This is a genomic window from Seonamhaeicola sp. (assembly GCF_028281565.1).
Taxonomy (GTDB): domain Bacteria; phylum Bacteroidota; class Bacteroidia; order Flavobacteriales; family Flavobacteriaceae; genus Seonamhaeicola.
Window position 1 is genome coordinate 39,501 of the sequence record NZ_JANQJQ010000015.1, and the last position, 22,301, is coordinate 61,801.

Below are 22,301 nucleotides of genomic sequence, written 5' to 3' on the forward strand. Positions count from 1 at the left end.
TTTGAACCGCAAAAAAGACACACTTTTTATGGAAAAGCCTTTAAAATATGCTGTTTTTGGCGGTGGAAGCTGGGCAACAGCCATTGTAAAAATGCTTTGTGAAAATCTTGATGAAGTGGGTTGGTATATGCGCAGTGTTTATACCAAAGAACACCTTTTAAAAGAACAGCACAATCCAAATTATTTAAGTTCGGTTGAATTTCATTTAGAGCAATTAAAGCTAAGTAATGATATAAACGAGATTGCCGATTGGGCTGATGTTTTATTTTTTGTAATTCCATCAGCTTTCATTCATAGTGAATTGGAAAAACTGACTGTAGATATTTCTCAAAAAACAATAGTGTCTGCTGTTAAAGGGATTATGCCGGAATCGGGGTTGTTGGTCGGGGAACATTTTCATGAATTTTATAAGGTTCCTTATGAGAATATCGCCGTTATAGCAGGCCCTTGCCATGCTGAAGAGGTTGCATTGGAACGGTTGTCATATCTTACCATTTCTTGTTCTGATGCCAACAGGGCCAAATACATTGCAAAAAGTTTAGCATCAAATTATATCAATACGAAAATTAGCGATGATGTCATAGGCGTTGAATACGCTGTCATGCTGAAAAACATTTATGCTATAGCTGCGGGAATAGCACATGGCTTAGGTTATGGTGATAATTTCCAAAGTGTGTTAATGAGCAACTCCATCAGAGAAATGAACCGTTTCATTAAGAAAAGGCATAAAATGAAACGAAATATTAATAATTCCGCTTATTTAGGTGATTTATTGGTTACCGGTTATTCTACATTTTCAAGAAACAGGATGTTCGGCAATATGATTGGTAAAGGTTATACCGTGAAATCAGCACAAATGGAAATGAATATGGTCGCGGAAGGTTATTATGCGACTAAAAGTGCCCACCTGCTCTATGTACGTAACAATAAAAGAACCCGCATTCCTATTATTAATGCTGTTTATGAAATATTGTACGAAGGTAAAAACCCTAAAAAGGTTTTTAAACGATTAACTGAAAAGTTGAATTAGCATTACTGAAAAGGAATATTAGGCTATAATAATTCCTTCCCTTTGAAAGGGAAGGTGGCTTTAATTCTTTAAAGAATTAAAGTCGGAAGGGTTGAAATGGAAAGGTTCAATAAGATATGGACAATATTCATAATTTTAAACAACTGGAAGAGCGTAGAAGATATCTTCGTAAAAATCTGACTTCAGCTGAGGCCACCCTTTGGAAGCATTTGAAAAGAAAGCAATTAAGAGGGCGAAAGTTTAGAAGACAGCACAGTATTGAATATTTTATAGTTGATTTTTACTGCCCTGGTGAAAAGCTTATTGTGGAATTAGATGGAGCTGTTCATTTAGATTTTGCACAACAAAATTATGATTTGGAACGAACTAAACGTTTAGAAAGTCTGGGTTTTAACCTAATTCGATTTGAGAATAAAATGGTGTTTGAGAATTTAGCTTTGGTTCTTCAAGGGATTAGTAACTGTTTTAATAATGAATAACCACCTCGTCTTCAATTTAGTTTGGCTAAATTGAAGCCACTCCTCCTTTAAAAGGAGGAGAATTTACTGTATAGAAACAATTTTATAAATTGCGTATAATCCCTTCCCTTCGAAAATGGCAGGTTTACTTAACCAAAACCCCTTGTACATTCATTAGCGGCACGGGTTGCAACGCCTTTAGGTTTATAGTATTTTTTCTAAACAAATAGGTTTTATCAAACATCTTATTTCCCTCAAAAAAAGAGACTTTAAAGGTATTATTCAACGCAAATAGACCTTCCTGCATCAATTCAATTTTAGCATAGCTCTTCCGGGGAAGTTTATCAAGCTTCTTTCTTAAAACCGAAGTTGTTTTACTTTCGGAATAGCCACCGGTAACAATGATGACCATATCCAGATCAACTTCTTTATCGTTAATTATATAGGCATTCCAGTCCTGCGTTTTATAAACGTCATTATACTCGTTAACAACGGCAATATAAACACCTTCAACCTGTGGAATTTCAATATCCTTTTTCATTTTTTCCAGTTCTGTTCGGTTTGCAAAAATAGGGGTTTAAATATTTGGTTTTGAAATAAAACCTTTAAATTCGTTGTCATCATTTATTTCATCAGCTATGCCAACTAAAAAGATTTTACTTTCATTATTTCTCTTCAGCATTATTTTAAGCTCATGCAAACAGGAAAAATCTAGTATTGAAACCACTAAGCCAAACATAGTTTTCATTTTAGTGGATGATTTAGGCGCTAACGATCTCAGTTGTACGGGAAGCACTTTTTATGAAACCCCGCATATTGATAGGCTGGCCAGTCAATCAACTATATTCACTCAGGGCTATGCCAACTGTAGAGTTTGCAGTCCTTCCAGGGCCAGTATTTTTACGGGTCAGTTTACAGCAAGGCATGGTATAACCGATTGGATTGGCGCAAAATCAGGAGAAGCATGGCGTACCAGAAACAGGTACGACAAATTACTTCCGGCAGCGTACGTTCATAACTTGCCAAAAGATGATATATCTTTAGCTGAGGCCATGAAAAACGCCGGTTACAATACGTTTTTTGCGGGGAAATGGCATCTGGGGGATGATGGCTCTCACCCCGAAGACCATGGTTTTGACATCAATATTGGTGGCTGGGATGCCGGTAGCCCCAAAGGGGGTTATTTTTCTCCCTGGGACAACCCCAAGTTAATCAATAAAGAAGATGGTGAAAACTTGAGTATGCGATTAGCTAATGAAACCGCAGATTTTATAAGGTCAAATAAGGACAAGCCATTCTTTGCTTTTTTATCCTTTTACGCTGTTCACGGGCCCATACAAACCACTCAGGAAAAATGGCAAAAGTACAGAGACAAAGCTGAAAAAAAAGGCATAGACAGTACCGGTTATATAATGGAACGTGTGCTTCCAATCAGACAAGTACAGGACAACCCTGTTTATGCCGGTTTGGTGGAAGCCATGGATGATGCCGTAGGTGAAGTTTTAGACACACTTAAAGCATTAGGTTTGGACGAAAACACCATTGTTGTATTCACGTCAGATAATGGTGGGGTGGCTTCAGGCGATGCCTTTTCAACCTCTAACTTACCATTAAGAGGTGGCAAAGGATATCAGTGGGAAGGCGGTATACGGGAGCCTTATTTTATCAAAGCTCCGGGAATAGAACCAGGAAGTGTAGATTACCCTGTTATGGGATCGGATCTTTACCCAACTCTTTTAGATTTAACAGGTCATGACCTATTACCTGAGCAACATGTTGATGGTGTTAGTTTAAAACCTGTTTTGAAAAATAAAAACACCCAAATGGAAGCGCGCCCGCTGTATTGGCATTATCCGCATTACGGGAATCAGGGCGGTGAGCCCTCTTCCATTATCAGAGAACAAAATTGGAAACTCATTCACTACTGGGAAAATGGCAGAAATGAACTTTATAACTTAGAAAGCGACCCCTCGGAACAAACTGATATTGCCAGTGAACAACCTGAATTGGCTTCTAAAATGGAACAACAGTTGAAGTCCTGGTTAAATGAAGTTAATGCTAAATTCCCCGTGAAAGATGCTTTGTATGACGCCGAAAAAGATCAGGCACGTGATCATCAAATTGTAAACAAACTTTGGCCTGATAAGGAAAAAGAGCGCATGAAATTCCTGTCTGCTGACTTTGAACCTAACGCTAACTGGTGGAAGAGTAAAGTCACTAAAGATTAAATTTTGAATGATACTTTCAGAAGATATAAAAGCCTATATTGAAAAGAGTGTTTTATGTTGGCTGGCAACGTCTTCATCCGGAAATGTCCCGAATGTTTCTCCTAAAGAGATCTTTACCTTTATTGATGATGAAACCATTATTATTGCTAACATCGCATCGCCTCAATCCGTTAAAAACATAAAGGAGAACCCAAATATCTGCCTGAGTTTTATCGATGTCCTCGTTCAAAAAGGGTATCAATTAAAAGGCAAAGCAAGTGTCATTTCTAAAACGGAAGATGCATTCGAATCTTTGGAAAAACCTTTATTAAAAATTACAGAAGGTAAATTTCCGTTTTCATCCATTTTTAAAATTACCGTAAAAAGTGCTAAGCCCATTATTGCTCCCAGGTACATCCTTTATCCTGATACTACAGTGGAAGAACAGATAGCAAGTGCTAAAAAGGCCTATGGGCTTTAATTTATCCCTTTGAAGCACTCCATTTTTTAGCTATAAGGACTCCGGACAGATTGTGCCAAATGCTAAATAATGCACTTGGTAAAGCTACTGCCGCGCTAAAGAATTGATTGGCTAAGGCTAATCCCAAACCGGAGTTTTGCATACCTACTTCAATAGCAATGGTTCTGGAATCTTTGGTAGAAAAACGGAAAAATTTCGATATATAAAACCCTAAAGTATAGCCCAACCCGTTATGGAGTACAATAGCTAAAAATAGCAACAGAGGCAAAGTCATTAATAAATCCTTGTTTACTCCCACAATAAAAGCAACCAAAAGCGAAATAAGTATGATAGCTAAACTGGGAAATACAAATGCCACTTTCTGAAATTGCTTCTCAAAAAAGTGTCTGATGATCAAGGCATCAAAAATGGGAAAAACCACAATCCAGAATACACTTTTCATAAGCGTAAACGCGTCAATAGGCATGTTTTCGGCTAATAAGCCAAAAAGAATTAATGGTGTAAGCAAAGGCGCCAACATTGTGGAACACAATGTTATGGTAACTGATAATGCTACATTTCCTTTTGATAAATACGTTACAAGGTTAGAGGCCGTACCTCCCGGACAACAACCAACAATGACCATCCCTATAAGTTGTTCCGTTGGTAATTGTAACACCTTTGAAATAGCATAAGCCAATAAAGGCATGCAAGTATATTGAAGAAGTATCCCAACACCAATTAATTTTGGTGTTTTAATGACGCTTTTAAAATCATTAAAAGTCAGAGTAGCACCCATACAAAACATGATACCACCTAGGATTTGTTTTACATAAGATTTTACCCAGGAGAACAACTCGGGAAACAGAAAACCAATAAAGGCAACAAGTACAATGAGTACGTAAAAATACGTTTCAATGCTTTTACACAGGGTTCTCATAAAATCGGAAACACAGGGTTACAGAGCACTTTTGAACTGCTCAAGGAAACGAACATCATTCTCACTTAACAAACGGATATCCCCTATTTGATGCAGCAACATGGCAATACGGTCAATACCCATTCCAAAAGCAAACCCGGAATATTCCTTAGAATCGATACCACAGTTTTCCAATACATTAGGATCTACCATACCACAACCCATAATTTCCAGCCAACCGGTTCCTTTGGTAATACGGTAATCGGTTTCGGTTTTTAAGCCCCAATAAACATCTACCTCAGCACTTGGCTCCGTGAATGGGAAATAAGACGGCCGCAACCTTATCTCAGACTTTCCAAACATTTCCGTAGTGAAATACTGAAGGGTTTGCTTTAAATCAGCAAAGCTTACATCTTTATCTATATACAGACCTTCCACCTGGTGGAAAAAACAGTGCGAACGTGCCGAAATAGCTTCGTTTCTGTACACTCTGCCCGGTGAAATAGTTCTGATAGGCGGTTTGTTCTTTTCCATATAACGCACCTGTACCGAACTGGTGTGTGTACGTAATAAAATATCCGGATTGGTTTGAATAAAAAATGTATCCTGCATATCACGTGCCGGATGATATTCCGGTAAATTCAATGCTGTAAAATTGTGCCAGTCATCTTCAATTTCAGGCCCTTCACTAACATTAAAACCAATACGTGAAAAGATATCTATAATTTGATTTTTTACTATGGAAATAGGATGACGTGCCCCTATTTGGATAGGTTCTCCCGGACGCGACAAGTCTCCGTAAATACCTTTTACTTCTTCTTTGCTTTCAAGTTCTTCTTTTAAGGCTTCTACTTTGTCTTCCGCTGTCTTTTTAAGCTGATTTATGGTTTGACCAAACTCACGCTTTTGCTCGTTTGCCACATTTTTAAACTCGGCAAAGTAATCGTTTAAAATACCTTTTTTACCCAGGTATTTTATACGGAACGCCTCTACCTCTTCCTTTGTTTGTGCCTTAAACGCCTCGGCTTCTGCAATAAGTTCTTTTAATTTATCTACCATGATATCCTTAAAATGATGGCAAATTTAATGATTTTTGTTAGAAATGCGTTAGTGATAGTCCCGATAATTATGAGCATTAGAACTCTTACCATTTATGGATTCCTGCCTTCGCAGGAATGACAGAAAAGAAAAGAGACTTGCTGATTTATTGAATAAATTCGGTTTCCAGAAAATAGTTCACTATAGCCTCTTTCATTAATATACTTTGTTCACCGGCTTTTAAATGTGGTAATTTTTCCAGCACTTTGTAATGTGGCCAACCGTCAGGATCTACAAAGTCCAGTTCATAATAACCATAAGGCACTAACAGCTTGCAAATGGCTATATGCATGAGGTCTAACTTCTGATCTTTTTTAAAAGTTCTGTCCAGTTGCCCAAGTTCTTGTACACCAATTAAATAGATGATGGCATCAAGGTCTAACGTGTCTCCGTCTGCAAACTGATCAGATAATTTTTCAACTACCTGCTCCCAACGTGCTTTTAATTCTTCGTCTCTGGACATACTAATTTTTAATTTGCAAAGTTAATAAACTAGGTAGGACTTATTTATATTTGTTTAAATTGAAATATTATGGGGGTTATTGATATCGTTCTGGGGGCTTTAATTCTGTTCGGCCTGATCAGAGGTCTGATGAAAGGGCTTTTTGTTGAAGTAGCATCTTTAGTGGCTCTGGTAGCCGGCGTTTACGGTGCTATTCACTTTAGTAATTTTGCTGCCGATTTTTTAATGGATAAAGTGGATTGGGAACAAAAATACATTAACATTGTAGCCTTTGCTATTACGTTTGTAGTGATTGTACTAACCATTGCATTAGCTGGAAAAGCACTGACGAAAATAGCTGATTTTGCAGCTTTAGGGTTTATAAATAAGCTCCTTGGAGGTGTTTTTGGCGCTTTAAAAATAGCGGTAATCTTAAGTGTGATATTAATTGTTTTTGACAAGTTTAATAAGACGATCCCTTTTGCTGAAGAAGACGATTTGAATGCATCTGTACTTTACTACCCGGTTAAATCTTTAGTACCGACTATATTTCCCTATATTTTGGAGTTTGAGAATAAAGAACCTTCCGATACTGAAGAAATGAATAATGAAGCATAAAAAAGCCACCAAAAAGGTGGCTTTTTATTGATTATTATATCTAACTTTTAAAGCATTTCCACTTTCCCTGATGACAGCATATATACACCACCTGCAATTTGAATTTCACCGTTAGCTTCCATCTCATTTAAGATCGGGCTCCGCTCTTTGATCCTTTCTATGGTAAGCTTGACATTGTTCTCCACGGTTTTGGCAACAAATTCAGAATTTGATGAATTCGCTTCCCCTTCTACTTCATCAGCTGATTGTTTAACCGCCGGTAAAATGTTTGCCAACAAATCTGTGATATTGCCCAGTTCAACACCATCGCAGGCAGCTTTTACTGCGCCACAATGCTCATGCCCAAGTACCAGGATTAGTTTACTTCCGGCTACCTTACAAGAGTATTCCAAACTTCCCAATATATCTGTGTTCTCAAAATTTCCCGCAACTCTGGCAACAAAAATATCGCCAATGGCCTGGTCTAAAACCGTTTCTACCGGTACTCTTGAGTCTATACATGATAAGACAACGGCTTTAGGAAATTGACCTCCAACGGTTTGCGATACTAACGCACCGTTGTCTACAGATTGCATGTTGTTTTCAACGAATCTTTTGTTTCCTTCCAATAAATCTTCCAGAACACCTGCCGGTGTTAATGTATCCTGAACTGCTTTTGTAATTGCTTCGTTTTTCATAATTATCTTCTCTTATTAAGTTTAATCAATGTTTATCTACTATATTTTCTTTTATCCATACCATACACTCATCAAAAGTGTCAAAAATATGTTCCTCCGGTACAAAATCCGGTATAATATCAATGCGCTCCATCATATAGCGCGGTTGACGTAATAAGTCGACGAATAGAAAATCGACCCCTTTTTTTCTCAGATCCAACAGCATATCTTCTAAAGCATATAACCCTGATTGATCCATGTATTGCATTCTGTCAAACCTCATGACCACTGTTTTAGCGGTATCCGGAATCTGAGCTGCCAATTGTTGGAAATCGCTTGTAGAGCCGAAGAATAAAGGCCCTTTAATGTGCTTGATGAATACCTCTTCTTTCAGGCTTTCCGGGAAACCAACCTCGTCTTCCCAGGCTTCTTCCTTTAATGGTTTTACATCGGAGCGTTCGGCAGTTAAATCTCCTATTTTCTTCATAAACATTAAAGACGCTATCACTAAACCAATACCTACGGCGTAAACTAAATTCCAGAAAGTAGATAAGATCAAAACTGTTAGCATGATTACAACCTCCATACTAAATTTGATAGGACCGATATTAACATCTTTTGGTAAACTTGGTATAGCTTTTAAGCCTTTATAATCCATTACGCCAATACCCACTGTAACTAAAATACCGGCCAGAACAGCTGCCGGGATTTTAGAAGCTATAGGCCCTAACGCTAAAAGAATAATAAAAAGCAACAGACCGGCTATCATACCGGATAACCTGGTCTTACCTCCCGAAGTGATGTTTACCACCGTACGAATGGTAGCTCCTGCTCCGGGGATCCCTCCAAAAACGGCTGCAATACTATTACCAATACCCTGGCCTACCAATTCTTTATTTGGCTTGTGTTTGGTCTTGGTCATATTGTCTGCCACCACACTGGTAAGCAACGAATCTATAGCTCCTAAAAGCGACAAAGTAAGTGCTGTAAAAATATATGGCGTCAGATTATTTAATTTAAATTGGGTAAAGATTTCCATATTTAGGATTGGTAGTCCGCTGGGAATCTCTTCAATAGGTCTGTAATTTAATCCAAAGCCTATAGCAACTCCGGACATCACAATCAGTGCAACTAAAGTACTTGGAACCACCTTTGTGATCCGTTTAAATCCATAGATAATAAAAATAGTTCCTAAAGCCAGAGCCAGCTCTAACCAGTTTATTTGTTTTATAGCTCTGGGCAGTACTTTAAGAGTTCCTAAAACACCCGAAGCATCTTTACCTGCTAATGTCTTACTTTCCATTAATATTTCTTCTTCAGTTATTCCATTAGCCCGCTTAATAGTCTCATTGAAATCTTCAAGAACTAAAATCCCTTCATTGGCTTCGTCCTCAATAATGTTTTCAAGAATAACATCTTCAGCCTGAATTTTATACGTTTCTACAAGCTCTGCATCTTCCTTGGGGTAATAACCTATCGATGGTAAAATCTGAGTAATTAATATAATGACACCAATGGCCGTCATAAAACCTGATACCACCGGATATGGTATATATCTAATATACTTCCCCAGGCCCAATATGCCCAGACCAATTTGCATTAATCCTGACAATAAAAAGACGGTTAAAATTACAGGAAGTGCTTTATTTACATCTCCATCATTGGCTGCTATGATCCCGGCAATAATTACCATACTTACAGCCGTCATAGGCGCAGTAGGACCAGAAATCTGTGTATTTGTACCACCAAAAAGTGCCGCAAAAAAACTAATAAAAATAGCACCGTAAAGACCAGCACTAGGACCCAAGCCAGACGATACCCCAAAAGCTAATGCTAAGGGTAACGCTACAATACCAGCGGTAATACCGCCGAAAGCATCGCCTTTAATGTTAGAGAATAAGTTTTTCATCTTTGTGATTGGTTTTTAGTTTAACTTAAAAACAAAAAGATAGCACTTTTAAATTTTTCTTACAAGCCTAAAAATTCACAAACGTTATTAAGTTGAATTGGTCTCTGCCTCCGGTTTCAAAAAACTGGTTCATATAACCTGCTTCTATTCTAATATTTTTATTAAGGGTATAGCCTAAACCACCATAAAGGCGATTTCTGTCAAAAACAGCACTCCTAGTATTTAAGAATATCTCATTATAGGCTGATAAATAAAATTTGCAGTTTTCCTTTTCCTTGTTTTTGAATGGCACTCTTAACGCCAAAAAATACCTAAAGCGCATTTTATAGTCACTTTCCACAAACCGTTGTTCAAACCTGTAACGGTGACTTAAACTGACGCTACCAATACTTTGTTTTGAAATAAATTGCTGAAAAATACGGTGTTCATTAACCGAAACCTTATCATCAGTATCACCGACATAATTTTCAGAAAGAATGTAGCCGTAACCCAGTAATACATTACTCTTGCCTTCATTGAAAGTATAACCCAGTCCGGTTCTTAAAAGCAGTTGTTCAAGGTCACCTGCCGCATCGTAATTTCTGTATTGAACTTCATGATGAAGGTTCCACTTCTGGTCTAATTTTTTACTACCAATGTAAATTAACCAGTTACCAAAATTACTGTCCTGACCTTGAGCCAATATTGGCAGCATTAGTCCAATTACCAATGCTGCCAGATTAACGCTCCATACCTGCTTTATCATAAAAATATTTTAATGAAACCCTGAGTTTTCAGCATTTAGCTATCACCCGGTTAGCAATAAAGAAACATGCAGCTTCTTTATTATGTTGTTTATATCCAAATTAGATACTGCCTTATTTTTAGAACCTATTTTATCTCTGTTAATACACAATAAATCAATATTATTTTTTAATACGTAATTAGACAGGTTACTAACAGCGTTGTCATTGGGTTCAAAGACATATTCAATGGTGTCTTTTGATGCCAAATCACTATGGCCCTGGCCCGAACTATCTGTAGTCTTTTGAATTTTAAATGACTTTATGGGCTTTTGAGTCAAAGCCATTAATTTTTTTGCTAAATCTTTGTCAGATGAATGCTCAAAGTGGTTAAAAACACCTAAAGATAAGTCTTCATTATATCCTAAAACATGCTTATTGGAAGCTATAAGTACAATCCCTTTGTATTTTTTAAGAATAAACTTAGTAAGTTTATCACCAACAAGCCTCAGGGTGTTAAACCTCTTTTTTCCTAAAACAATAATATCCGGATTGGCACTCTGTATATGTTCTTCTATTTCCCGCTTCACATTACCATAAATTAAATTATAACTTATATTTAATTCCTTATCCACAGATTTTACAATGCTTTCTATATGGTCTTTACTTGTAATATAATCTTTGTTAATAGTACGCATTGAAGACAGTTGGTTATCGTTTTTCACAATGTCAACTGGTTTTCTCACATGTAAAAGGTCAATATCTCCACCAATCATTTTGGCTAAATTGGCAGTGGTCTTTAAAACAGTATCCGAACTGTTTTTTAAATCTATTAGTACTAATATTTTGTATTTGTTATTATTTTTCATGATTTCTTAATTTAAACTTAAACTGGATGCCGGTCTTGTTTTAAAGAATTCTATAAAACTCTCCGGGTTTTCAACAACGCCTCTTTTAGAAACTAGTTTTATATCAATATTTCGCTCTTCGGCCTTAAAGGCAAAGTCATCTAATATTTCTATAATATCATTATCCAAATATCTTGTTTTTATGAGATTTAACTCTAAATAGGTATCCCTTGGTAAACTATCAAGCTCTTTTAAAATAGCTCCTTTGTTAAAGAATGTAACTTCTTCTGCAAGTGTCATTTTAATTTTGTGCTTGCCATTACTTTTATCTTCTATATGAAGGAAGTGAGAGTTTTGATAACTCTTCAGCAGAATAACAATGATACCTACGCCTAAACCTAAGCCAATGCCGTATAACAAGTCAATAAACACAATACCGAAAACCGTAACGGTAAAGGGAATAAACTGTTTCCATCCTAATTCATACATCTTTTTAAATAATGCCGGCTTAGCTAACTTATATCCTACTATCAATAAAACGGCCGCTAATACCGATAGTGGAATCAGGTTAAGTAATTTTGGAATGGCTATTACCGAAATAATCAGGAAGAAACCATGTATAATGGCAGACAGCTTTGTTCTTCCTCCCGATTGAATATTAGCCGAACTTCTTACAATTACTTGAGTTATTGGCAGGCCACCAATTAACCCGGAAAGCATATTACCCGTTCCCTGGGCTAATAACTCTCTATTGGTTGGGGTCACTCTTTTTAGCGGATCAAGTTTATCGGTAGCTTCAACACAAAGTAAGGTTTCCAGACTGGCCACCAAGGCAATAGTAAAGGCTACGATCCATACATCTCCCTGGAAAATGACACTAAAATTAGGAAATGTGAATTGACCAAAAAATGATGATACATCCGATGGAATTGGTACGCTTACCAAACTCTCCTCCTGAATTGCCAAGGTCTCTGAAGAACCAAAAACCGAATAAAAAATAATGCCCACTATTACTGCAACCAATGGGCCCTGTATTAACTGAAAAATCTTTGCTTTTTTAGTTAGTACATTATTCCATAGAATTAATATACCCAAACCTATTGCAGCTATTAAAGCACTTCCCAAATTAATATTCGAAAAGGAATTGAAGATTTGTTCAAAGGTCCCTTCTCCTTTTTCTGAAACATAACCCAGAAAGTAGGGTATTTGCTTTAAGATAATTATAATTCCTATACCGGTTAACATCCCTTTAATTACTGAAGACGGGAAATAATAACCGATGACTCCCGCTTTTAGGACTCCGAATAAAATTTGAATAGCACCGCCAAGCACCACAGCTACCAAAAAGTTTTCGAAGCCACCAAGTGCTCCTATGGACGTTAATACAATAGCAGCTAATCCTGCAGCCGGACCACTTACCCCAATTTGAGATCCACTTAAGATCCCTACAATGATACCTCCTACTATTCCTGCAATTAATCCGGAGAACAGTGGTGCTCCACTTGCTAAGGCAATACCTAAACATAACGGTAATGCCACAAAAAACACGACAATACTTGCCGGCAAATCATTTTTGATTGTTTTAAACATAACATAAATATTTTTTTACCCTAAGAGATTATTTCAGGGTATTTGAAAATTAATTGAATGGCAAAAATGCCAGTAAAACCAGTATTTACGTTATGTTAACTCGGGAGGGGGAGAAATTAAATTTAAATGAGGTTTAGCGTATTTTTTATAGTAATACTCTAATTCACTTTCCATATTAGAAAAGGTAAAGGCCGTATCGGCGCAAAGGCTTTCAAAAAATAGCTTTTCTACGTCTTTATTTTTCTCATTGCCCTTTTCTTCCTCTTCAGAAGATGTATAAAAAATGGAAATGTCAACAGAATCATCTACCAATACAATGATTGATGGTGCCACCAAAAAAGACACAAAAACCAATGAAAAAAATATAGAAATAACCTGTCTTGACACCCGTTTTAAAAAATTTTAAAAAACAAATATATACTTTTTTTTGTTAAGGATATATTAAAAATCGTTCAACAGCCTAATGTCCTCTGAAATTACCCAACCTGTTTTGCCATCGGAAAGCTCAATTTTATTCCAATCGTTATATACATCAATCACCTGGACCTTTGTTCCTTCGTGCAATCTGAAGGCTTCCTCGCTTCTTAAGTTAGGGTCGCTTTTAACTTTCGCTTCCTGCACAAAAACAATAGCCGGATTATCTTTCTTGTCTAAATTATATCTGTGAAATGCAAATACCAAGGTTACACAAACCAAAAGCAGAGCGGCTAAACTACCTATGAAGGTTAAGCGCTTAATAAGGGTAGAATACGCAAAATAATAGATCAGAAATAGGATAACAAAACAAAAAACCAGCGCCACCGATGCTTTAGCCCAATTATCGAAACTTAGGGTATTGGTCATGTTTTTCACTAATCTTGAAACCCCTGCTTCCGGTACCACTTCAATGGCATCAATGGTCATGTTTCTGGCAAAAGCTATGTTGTTCTTAATATCGGCATCATCAGGATCAAGCTTTAATGCTTTTTCATAATAATAGATACTGGGTGCAATATTATTAAGTTTATAATGTGCATTGGCTAAATTAAAATATAAATCGGCAGAATGATTATTGGTTTCTATAATAGCTGTGTATTTATCGATAGCTTCGGCATATTTACCATCATTGTACAACGCATTCCCCTGCTCAAATAAGGATTGATTTTGAGCAAAAGCACTAAAATTTACCAAAGCAATAATGATGTAAATTATATGTTTCATTAGATTCTTTACTTTGTTCAGGATGCTATTACCGTGCTTGTTTATCAATTAAAGAAATGGTTTTAGCCGCTTTTTCATAATCTTCCTGCATGGTAACATGATCTATTGGTGTGTACCTTGCCAACTCACAGCTCTCTATAATACTAACAAAATCATTAATTACTTCCTCTGCAACTTGTTTACCTTTTAACAGATTAATGATTTTATCTTTACTTAAATCACTGGTTTCAATATGCAATTTCGCCTTTAAATAATTATGCAATGCTTTTTCCAGAGCGATATAAAAAGCTTCTTTTTGTCCAAGCGATTTTTTAGCGCCTTTTAAATATTTTCTTGCCAATCTATCAGCCTTCCTTATTCGGTTTCCGTAAACATCGGCGTCCCTGCTGGCCTTTCTGTTTCTAATAACAATTGCTAGTGGAATGGCTAAAAAAGGCAATATGACCAAACTCCAAAACGCCTTGGTTTTGAAGAAATATGTCGGATTAATACTGCTGAAATTTGTCTTGGTCTTTATAAAAGCAAACTGGTCGCTATTAAGTACAATAGCTTGTTTATTATTTGAAACCGCGGCATTATCCGAACTGGCATTGTTTGATGACGGTCCGTTAAGCACGTCAATAACTATTTCTTCCGATGACAGTCTCTTATAACGCTCTGTTTTTAAATCAAAATAAGAAAATGAAATGCTAGGTATCGGGTATTTCCCTTTGTATTGAGGTACCACTGTATAACTATCGGAAATACTTCCCTGCATACCCGTTAAGTTGGTTTTTATTTGTTCTTTGTGTTCCGGCTCATAAACTTCCAAAGAACTTGGTAAGGAGATCTTAGGAAGCTTGAACAGTTTTAAATTCCCTTTCCCTTTAACACTTACTTTTATTTGTAATGATTCTGTAGCATCCAGCTCTGTTTTAGAAGCCGAAACATTTAACCTGAAATCACTGCCCACAGCTCCTGTAAAATCAATCGGTTTACCGGCTTCAGGCAGGGATTTTACATGAATGGTCTTGTTGCCCGCAGAAATCGTTTTGTTTACACGGGTCATTAAGCGGCTACCAAAAATATCCCGCCTATTGGTTGGAACACGCATGGCAATATCTAAGGTTAAAGGTTCAATATTAAGTTTTCCTGTTTTCTGTGGATATAAAACCGTCTTTCTTAAAACCAAATAACGATAATCTTCGCCCTTATAAGTGCCGTTTTGAACTTTTTGACCTTGCGTATTTATATTCTGGCTCCAAAAATCATTATACCTCGGACTATCTAATTCATTCCAATTGTCGACCGCAATTTTTGGTGACACATATAATTTATAAACAATGGTTATGGCTTCATTTAAATAAGGATCCGTTTTAGAGACTTCAGCAACCAAGTGAATACTTTCAGACGCTATATAACTTGGGTCATTGGGGTCTTTGGGAATATCAACAGCCGCTGTAACTTCTACCTTTACAGGTGTGGTTTTATAAGTTTCTCCGTCTATGGTTATGGATGCCTGAGCAATAGTAAAAGTGCCTCGTTTTTTTGGTGCTAAAAAATAGCTGTACGTTTTTTTATAGGTTCTAACCCCATTAATCCATGAGTTGCTTACCGATTGGTTTGGCCCCCCAACAACTGTAAACCCTGAAAAGCTTGGCGGATTAAAATTATCGCCATCCTTGTTCATTTCAAAATCAATACGCAAGCGCTCGTTAACCCCAAGTTTTTGTTTACTTACTTTGGCTTCAAACTTTACCTGAGCCACTGCAAAACTTGAAATAAGCAGCCATACAATGATTGATATGTGTTTAGTTATCTTCATGCTTCCAACTTCAGTCTTCTATCCCGGCTACCAGTCTTTATCGGTTTTTACTTTGATCCCTTTTTGCTTTTCAGCGTTCATTTTTTCCTGAACTTTTTGTTCTTGATTATTCATGGCCTCAAGCAAATTCTTTATCTGCTGCGGAGACATTTTCCCTTGTTGAGGTTTAGGCTTTTGCTTTTTATCATCCTTCTTGTCACCTTGTTTTCCTTCATCGTCTTTTTCATCTTTAGGTTTTCCTTCTTCATCTTTTTTATCATCACCTTCTTTTTCCTTTTCGTCTCCTTCGTCTTTATTGTCCTCCTTATTATCGCCGTCCTGATCTTTTTTATCCTTATTATCTTCCTTTTGTTCCTGGTCTTCTTTATTCTGGTCTTTATTTTGATCGTCCTCGTTTTGATCTTTATTTTCCTGTTCTTGTTTGGCACATTCTTTTGCCAAAGCTAAATTGTAACGCGTTTCATCATCGGTTGGATTATTTCTCAAAGCACTTTTAAAGGCCTCAACAGCTTCTCTACAGCGTTTTCTTTGCATTAAAACATTACCAATATTGTGGAAAGCTTTATGTTTTTCCTCTTTAGAGGTACTATTATTTGCTGCCTTTTGATGGCGATACAATGCCTCGTCATAATTGCCTTTTTTGTAATAAGCATTTCCCAGATTATAACTACCCTCAACCGAATTTGGGTTTTCCGAAATAGCCTTTCTGTATTCCATTTCACCGGAAATGAAATCGTCTTCACCAACCAAACTATTTCCTTCATAAACATAATTATTGGCCTTCTTTAAAGCCAATTGTCTCTCTTTATCCTGTTTCTCCTGCGCAAAAGAAAAAGATACAAATAATACTATGATGGTAAATAATACGCGTTTCATCTTTCCTATTTTTCTTTTAATTGTTTCAAAACTTCCAATAGCAATTCAGAGCTTATCCTTTGCTTATAATCAGGGCTGATATACTCAAACAGGATGGTGCCATGTGTATCTACAACAAATACCGATGGAACCGGTAAAAACCCGGGATTAAGTCCTGCCGAAAACTTATCCAGTCTACTCGCATGACGCTTAGGAGCTTTAAAAGCTATGCCCATAGCCTTACTTAACGCTCCATCAGCATCTGAAAAAAGTTTGTATTTGAGATCGTTTTTATCTTTAGATACTTTTAAATTTTCAGGTGAATCCGGACTAAAACCAATTATCTGATAACCAAGCGCATTGATCTCATGCTCTATCTCACCAACTGCTGAAAGGTGTCTGTTACAATATGGGCACCATCCGCCTCTATAAAATAGCATGACTGAAGAGCCTTTTTTCAAGACATCTTTTAACGGCACCTTATCGCCTTCTATGGAGGTAACACTTAAATCAGGGACTTTTTCACTTATCAATAAAGGCGAAATATTAGTGTTTTTCTCCGCCATTTGAGCAACACAGGTAAATGCTGATATAAACAAAAGCATGAATGCGATATAGGTATTTCTATTTTTCATTTTTCTTATCATAACACTTCAACTGTGTCCAATGCGACAAATGTTCTTTTAAATTCTAATATATAAAACCCTGTATGTTTTCTCCGTTAAAGAATTTATAAATTCTCATTAAACAAATTCAGCTTTTTTAACCATGCTGTTTTGCGTTCCAACAGGAACACATCCAGCAATAAAAAGAAAATACCAAAGCCTAAAAACCATTGAAATTGGTCTTTAAAATCGGCAAACTGTTTTGCTTCAAACTCAGTTTTATCCATATTACTCAAAATATCTCTGATATTCTCTACTACATCTTTGGTATGCTTACCGTTTATATAGGCTCCATTAGCTTCTTCTGCAATGGTTTTAAGCATGTCTTCATCTAAACGGGTAATAACGGTTTCTCCCTGATTATCTTTTTTATAATTTAAAACAACCCCGTTCCGCTTTATAGGAATGGGGCCTCCCTTTACATCACCTACTCCAATAGTAAAAATCCTGATCCCCGCTTCACTGGCCTCTTCAGCTATAGCGGCTGCCTCTTCGCTATGGTCCTCGCCATCAGAAATAATAATAAGCACCCGATTGGTTTGTTCTTCATCATCAAAATAAGTCGTGGCCAACTTTATGGCTTCACTGATAGCAGTTCCCTGAGACGACAACATATCGGTGTTCATACCCTGCAAAAACATTTTAGCCGAAGCGTAATCCGTTGTGATAGGCAACTGGGGAAATGCTTTACCGGCATAAGCAATAATCCCAACGCGGTCACTGGCTAAATTATTAATGATCTGGGTCACTAATTGCTTGGATTTTTCCAATCGGTTGGGCGCAATATCTTCGGCTAACATACTTTTAGAAACATCGACGGCAAAAACAATATCGACGCCTTCCCGCTTAACAGTCTCTAATTTTGTACCTATTTTGGGGTTTACCATGGCCAGGGTTAAACACAAAAACGCTAAGCTTAGAACGGCAATTTTTAACACCGATTTAAACAACGATGTATTTGGGCTCAATTTCTTAAGCAAGGCTTTGTCTGCAAATTTGCGCTGGGTTTTATACTTCCAGATCTGAAGCACCAAAAAGAATAGAATCATTACCGGAATAATCACCAAACCCCAAAACCATATTTTTTCTTCTAATTGATACATATGTTTAGTCTTCAGTCGCAGTATTCAGTATGCAGTTCTTAAACTTGCCATGAATTCAGAAATACTGTAACTATCAATTTATCTTTTGTCTTTATTCTTTATTCTTAAAATCTGTATTACACAAAACTCCTGAAAATTGAAAACCGCATTAGTAATTCCAGCAGCAATAATATGCCTGCTAACAACACCAATGGCCTGTACTTTTCCTCGTAATTATAAAATTTAAACTCTTCTATTTCTGTCTTTTCCAGCTTATTGATCTCATTATAGATCTCTTCTAATTTCTTATTATTGGTCGCTCTAAAATATTTTCCTCCGGTAGCCTCGGCAATTTCTTTAAGCAGTTCCTCATCAATCTCCACCTGGATTCGTCCGTATTGAAAACTTCCATTAGGTAAAATACCAACCGGTGAGAGCGCCATACCATTTGTCCCTAAACCAATGGTATAGGTCTTTATACCATACTCTACAGCTAATTCACTCGCTGTTATAGGGTCTATAAAACCCGCATTATTGACACCATCTGTCAATAAAATAATAACCTTACTTTTGGCTTTACTATCTTTTAACCGGTTGACTGATGTAGCCAACCCCATACCAATAGCAGTACCACCTTCAATGATGTTATTATATCTAATGCTTTTCAAAGAACGTAAAACAATGGCTTTATCACTGGTAATAGGTGTTTTGGTATAGCTTTCACCCGCATATTCCACCAAACCTATTCTATCGTTTGGCCTGCCTTTAATAAATTCTGCAGCAACATCTTTTAAAGCTTCCAATCTGTTTGGAGACAAATCCTTCGCCAGCATACTGGCCGAAACATCTATAGCCATTACAATATCTATACCACTGGTTGTTTTTGTCTTTGTTGAAACATCAACCGTTTGGGGTCTTGCCAACGCAGTGATTAGAAATATTAGTGCCGACAATCTTAAAACAAATAAGATATGTTTCACTTTTGGCAAGAAAGCATTGGTAAGCTTAAACCCTTTTAAACTTGATATTTTAAGCTCGGCCGTTTGCCTTTTATGTTTAAATATATACCACAGTATAGCCAGCGGAAGCGCTAAAAGCAACCAGAACCATTGTTTATTTAAAAATTCAATGCCCTCAAACATTAGCTTTCTTCTTTTTTAAGTTCAACTGAATTTAAAATGCGTTCTACTATTTGGTCTGCATACACGTCATGCTCTCTCCATGTAAGCATAATTTGTTGTATTACATTTTCGGCGGTAAAACCTAAAATAACATAGCTTCCTTTTACAAATTTACCTGAGGTAGCCACCGGCATATCTAAAGTTCCAAATACTTTTAAGCCTTCAGCGCCATTAGGTGTAACAAACTTTTCATTTTTGGTAATGATGTTTTGAGCCCCTGCAGCTTCAATGGTCTTTAAATTGCCTTCAATAGCTTGTTGAATATCAATCTTAGCCTCACCTTCACCCATGTTCTTAATCTTTGAAGTGGCAACAACCACGTTGAACTTTTCAATCAAGCTACCATAACCAAACATGGTGATATCCACTTTTTCCAGGAACTCCTCCGGTAACTCAGGCTCTAATCGTTTTAAAACTTTAGGTGTTGAGATAGATATAGGCGGAAAACCATACTCACTGGTAACCCAATCACCCTTTAAAAGTTCCATACTATCATGACCTATAATGGTGTCTTTCACATAATTGAACCCATACTTTATAGAGAACCCACCAATAGTGACCATTAAAAGAAACACACTAATAGCAACCGTAATAATTGTTTTTTTACGCTTCTTTTTACGCTCTAACTCTTGTCTGTATTTTTCATCAAGCAGTTTTTCTTCTTCAGTTGGTTCCGGCAGCACTTCTTTTACATGGTCAATTTCAGCATCAACAGTATTTCTATCCAACTCTGCCAAAGCAATATCGGGGGCTGACTTTGCAAATTTCACTAAATCGGCCCGCTTTAAAATACTTTCTATATTCTTAATAGTCTCTTTACTTAAGTCTATCTGATTGCCATCTTTTAGCAATCTGAGTCTTGAAATCAACTCATCCGTAGTACTCTCTAAAGCATGGTCATAAACCTTTTCATCTAAATATTTTCTGATGATCAGGGTTAATTCCGAATAATAAGTTTTTAACTCTTCATGTTGCAAATAATGACTTTCATCCAGCTTTTTTAAAGCTAATTTGGCTCTGTCATAAGGAGGTAATAACGCTATTTGCTCTTCTTCGGTCAACGGTTTTTTACGCCAAATAAACCACCACAAAATAACCCCGACAACACCAATGACCAGTAAAGTAAATAACACATATTTCCACCAATTGCCTCCTTTTCTCTTTACCTCTATAATGGGTTTTATATCGTACAACCCCTGTTTGGTGGTATCTACAACTATATTACTCACTTCAACTTTTAAAGAATCGGTGAAAAATGTTTGGTCCCCAACAACTATTTTTTGCCTTGGAATGGTATAGGCGCCTGAATCAAATTGTGTTAGTCCGTATTTTTTAATGAGATTGTATCTGTCATTTTCTTTGAGGGTATCAATGGTATATGATTCTATCATTTCCAATGGCAAAAACGTTTGCCCTTCAGGAAAAACTACCAAATCAGTAGTATCTGTTTCGACCTGAATTTTATAGGTGATTTGTTCCCCGATCTTAATGGAAGTGGAGTCAATTGAAGAGGTTACCTGGCCATGAGAGAACAAAGAATAAAGCATAAAGAACAAGGACAGGCAGCTTGAAGCCTGAAGCCCAAAGCCAGAAACCTTCTTATTTTTGCTTTTTAACTTTATAGAACCTTTGTCTTTTACTCTTAATCCCTTCATACTTCTAACTTCGCACTTTGTGCTTGTTACCCTCTTCGTTTAAAATATCCTAACAACTTTTTTACATAACTTTCATCTACTCTACAGTCGATAGTTCCTGCTCCTGACCTGGTAAAACTCTCTTTGTAATAATCCACTTTTTCTTTGTAAAATCTACCATAGTTAAGCCTCACTTTTTTCGACGATGTATTAACCAACATCCATTCGTCTGTTTCTTCATCCAACATTTGAACCATCCCCAGGTTTGGAATCTCTTCTTCCCGTTTATCGTAAACTCTAATGCCCGTAACATCATGTTTCCCGGACACAATTTTCATAGTGTGTTCATAATCATCAGCGATAAAATCAGACATCACAAATACAATGGCCTTCTTCTTCATCACGTTCGATAAAAACTTTAATGCCTCCGCTATATTCGTTTGTTTGCTTTCCGGTTCAAACTCTATGAGTTCACGAATGATACGAAGTACATGTGAGCGCCCTTTCTTTGGCGGGATGTAAAGTTCTATCTGATCTGAAAACAAGATCAATCCAATCTTATCATTGTTCTGAGTGGCCGAAAATGCCAGGGTTGCAGCAATCTCGGTGACTACCTCATTTTTAAACTGTTGTGCGGTCCCGAATAATTTAGATCCCGAAACATCCACCATGAGCATCATAGTGAGTTCACGTTCTTCTTCAAAAACCTTTACAAAAGGTTCATTGTAACGTGCCGTAACATTCCAATCTATATTCCTGACATCATCTCCAAATTGATACTGACGAACCTCACTAAAAGTCATACCGCGCCCTTTAAAGGTAGAATGGTATTCTCCCCCAAAGATGTGATCAGACAACCTGCGTGTCTTGATCTCAATTTTCCGTACTTTTTTTAGTAATTCTTTAGTATCCATCTATTCAGT

General features: G+C 36.8%; 23 protein-coding genes. 5 read left to right on the plus strand and 18 right to left on the minus strand.

From position 1 onward, the window contains the following. The first annotated feature begins 28 nt into the window (after nt 1-28). Together Q0983_RS07150 and Q0983_RS07155 are read left to right on the plus strand one after the other, a co-directional pair. Nucleotides 29-1,030, plus strand: a complete 1,002-nt coding sequence (locus Q0983_RS07150) for an NAD(P)H-dependent glycerol-3-phosphate dehydrogenase (RefSeq protein WP_299550696.1) — start codon at nt 29-31, stop codon at nt 1,028-1,030. A gap of 116 nt (nt 1,031-1,146) precedes the next feature. Continuing rightward, a complete protein-coding gene (locus Q0983_RS07155) occupies nt 1,147-1,509 on the plus strand; it encodes a DUF559 domain-containing protein (protein ID WP_299550697.1) in 363 nt (120 codons plus the stop codon). 124 nt (nt 1,510-1,633) lie between these two features. On the opposite strand, the gene Q0983_RS07160 is transcribed toward Q0983_RS07155, so the two are convergent. Next, the gene (locus Q0983_RS07160) at nt 1,634-2,029 is read right to left on the minus strand and encodes a hypothetical protein (protein ID WP_299550699.1); all 396 of its coding nucleotides are present in this window, start codon (nt 2,027-2,029) and stop codon (nt 1,634-1,636) included. A 97-nt stretch (nt 2,030-2,126) separates the two neighbouring features. Between Q0983_RS07160 and Q0983_RS07165 the strand changes: the two genes are divergently transcribed. Beyond that, entirely contained in the window at nt 2,127-3,716 is a 1,590-nt protein-coding gene (locus tag Q0983_RS07165) for a sulfatase (protein ID WP_299550701.1), read from the plus strand. A gap of 7 nt (nt 3,717-3,723) precedes the next feature. Next, on the plus strand, nt 3,724-4,176 hold the full coding sequence (locus Q0983_RS07170) for a pyridoxamine 5'-phosphate oxidase family protein (RefSeq protein WP_299550703.1): 453 nt from the start codon (nt 3,724-3,726) through the stop codon (nt 4,174-4,176). A 1-nt stretch (nt 4,177) separates the two neighbouring features. Here Q0983_RS07170 and Q0983_RS07175 read toward each other — a convergent pair whose 3' ends face one another. The 3 genes from Q0983_RS07175 to Q0983_RS07185 form a co-directional block, all read right to left on the minus strand. Beyond that, entirely contained in the window at nt 4,178-5,095 is a 918-nt protein-coding gene (locus Q0983_RS07175) for a bile acid:sodium symporter family protein (RefSeq protein ID WP_299550705.1), read from the minus strand. Between the two features lie 18 nt (nt 5,096-5,113). Further along, nucleotides 5,114-6,133: a phenylalanine--tRNA ligase subunit alpha gene (pheS, locus tag Q0983_RS07180; protein WP_299550707.1), complete on the minus strand. Its 1,020-nt coding sequence runs from the start codon at nt 6,131-6,133 to the stop codon at nt 5,114-5,116. 145 nt (nt 6,134-6,278) lie between these two features. Beyond that, entirely contained in the window at nt 6,279-6,635 is a 357-nt protein-coding gene (locus Q0983_RS07185) for a hypothetical protein (protein WP_299550710.1), read from the minus strand. 69 nt (nt 6,636-6,704) lie between these two features. On the opposite strand from Q0983_RS07185, the gene Q0983_RS07190 reads away from it, so the two are divergent. Continuing rightward, nucleotides 6,705-7,232 carry a CvpA family protein gene (locus Q0983_RS07190; protein WP_299550713.1) on the plus strand — a complete coding sequence of 176 codons (528 nt, stop codon included), beginning with the start codon at nt 6,705-6,707 and terminating at the stop codon, nt 7,230-7,232. 47 nt (nt 7,233-7,279) lie between these two features. On the opposite strand, the gene Q0983_RS07195 is transcribed toward Q0983_RS07190, so the two are convergent. The 14 genes from Q0983_RS07195 to Q0983_RS07260 all read right to left on the minus strand — a co-directional run bounded on the left by Q0983_RS07195 (nt 7,280) and on the right by Q0983_RS07260 (nt 22,292). Next, a complete protein-coding gene (locus Q0983_RS07195; protein ID WP_299550715.1) occupies nt 7,280-7,909 on the minus strand; it encodes a carbonic anhydrase family protein in 630 nt (209 codons plus the stop codon). A gap of 25 nt (nt 7,910-7,934) precedes the next feature. Further along, nucleotides 7,935-9,797, minus strand: coding sequence for a SulP family inorganic anion transporter (locus Q0983_RS07200; RefSeq protein WP_299550717.1), 1,863 nt, complete (start codon nt 9,795-9,797; stop codon nt 7,935-7,937). A gap of 67 nt (nt 9,798-9,864) precedes the next feature. Next, the gene (locus Q0983_RS07205; protein WP_299550719.1) at nt 9,865-10,542 is read right to left on the minus strand and encodes a DUF2490 domain-containing protein; all 678 of its coding nucleotides are present in this window, start codon (nt 10,540-10,542) and stop codon (nt 9,865-9,867) included. A gap of 42 nt (nt 10,543-10,584) precedes the next feature. Further along, entirely contained in the window at nt 10,585-11,388 is an 804-nt protein-coding gene (locus Q0983_RS07210; RefSeq protein WP_299550720.1) for a universal stress protein, read from the minus strand. Between the two features lie 6 nt (nt 11,389-11,394). Continuing rightward, on the minus strand, nt 11,395-12,957 hold the full coding sequence (locus Q0983_RS07215) for a SulP family inorganic anion transporter (RefSeq protein ID WP_299550722.1): 1,563 nt from the start codon (nt 12,955-12,957) through the stop codon (nt 11,395-11,397). Nucleotides 12,958-13,047: 90 nt separating this feature from the next. After that, on the minus strand, nt 13,048-13,344 hold the full coding sequence (locus Q0983_RS07220; RefSeq protein ID WP_299550724.1) for a hypothetical protein: 297 nt from the start codon (nt 13,342-13,344) through the stop codon (nt 13,048-13,050). Between the two features lie 54 nt (nt 13,345-13,398). Further along, nucleotides 13,399-14,157: a tetratricopeptide repeat protein gene (locus Q0983_RS07225; protein ID WP_299550726.1), complete on the minus strand. Its 759-nt coding sequence runs from the start codon at nt 14,155-14,157 to the stop codon at nt 13,399-13,401. A 28-nt stretch (nt 14,158-14,185) separates the two neighbouring features. Continuing rightward, nucleotides 14,186-15,961, minus strand: coding sequence for a BatD family protein (locus Q0983_RS07230; RefSeq protein ID WP_299550728.1), 1,776 nt, complete (start codon nt 15,959-15,961; stop codon nt 14,186-14,188). A 27-nt stretch (nt 15,962-15,988) separates the two neighbouring features. Continuing rightward, entirely contained in the window at nt 15,989-16,837 is an 849-nt protein-coding gene (locus Q0983_RS07235; protein ID WP_299550730.1) for a tetratricopeptide repeat protein, read from the minus strand. A gap of 5 nt (nt 16,838-16,842) precedes the next feature. After that, the gene (locus Q0983_RS07240; protein ID WP_299550732.1) at nt 16,843-17,451 is read right to left on the minus strand and encodes a peroxiredoxin-like family protein; all 609 of its coding nucleotides are present in this window, start codon (nt 17,449-17,451) and stop codon (nt 16,843-16,845) included. A gap of 95 nt (nt 17,452-17,546) precedes the next feature. Continuing rightward, nucleotides 17,547-18,584: a VWA domain-containing protein gene (locus tag Q0983_RS07245; protein WP_299550734.1), complete on the minus strand. Its 1,038-nt coding sequence runs from the start codon at nt 18,582-18,584 to the stop codon at nt 17,547-17,549. A 116-nt stretch (nt 18,585-18,700) separates the two neighbouring features. Further along, complete coding sequence (locus Q0983_RS07250) at nt 18,701-19,705, minus strand: VWA domain-containing protein (protein WP_299550736.1); 1,005 nt, start codon at nt 19,703-19,705, stop codon at nt 18,701-18,703. Then, the gene (locus Q0983_RS07255) at nt 19,705-21,399 is read right to left on the minus strand and encodes a BatD family protein (protein ID WP_299550738.1); all 1,695 of its coding nucleotides are present in this window, start codon (nt 21,397-21,399) and stop codon (nt 19,705-19,707) included. The genes Q0983_RS07250 and Q0983_RS07255 overlap by 1 nt, the downstream gene beginning before the upstream one ends. Nucleotides 21,400-21,425: 26 nt before the next feature. Beyond that, nucleotides 21,426-22,292: a DUF58 domain-containing protein gene (locus tag Q0983_RS07260; protein WP_299550740.1), complete on the minus strand. Its 867-nt coding sequence runs from the start codon at nt 22,290-22,292 to the stop codon at nt 21,426-21,428. Nucleotides 22,293-22,301 lie beyond the last annotated feature (9 nt).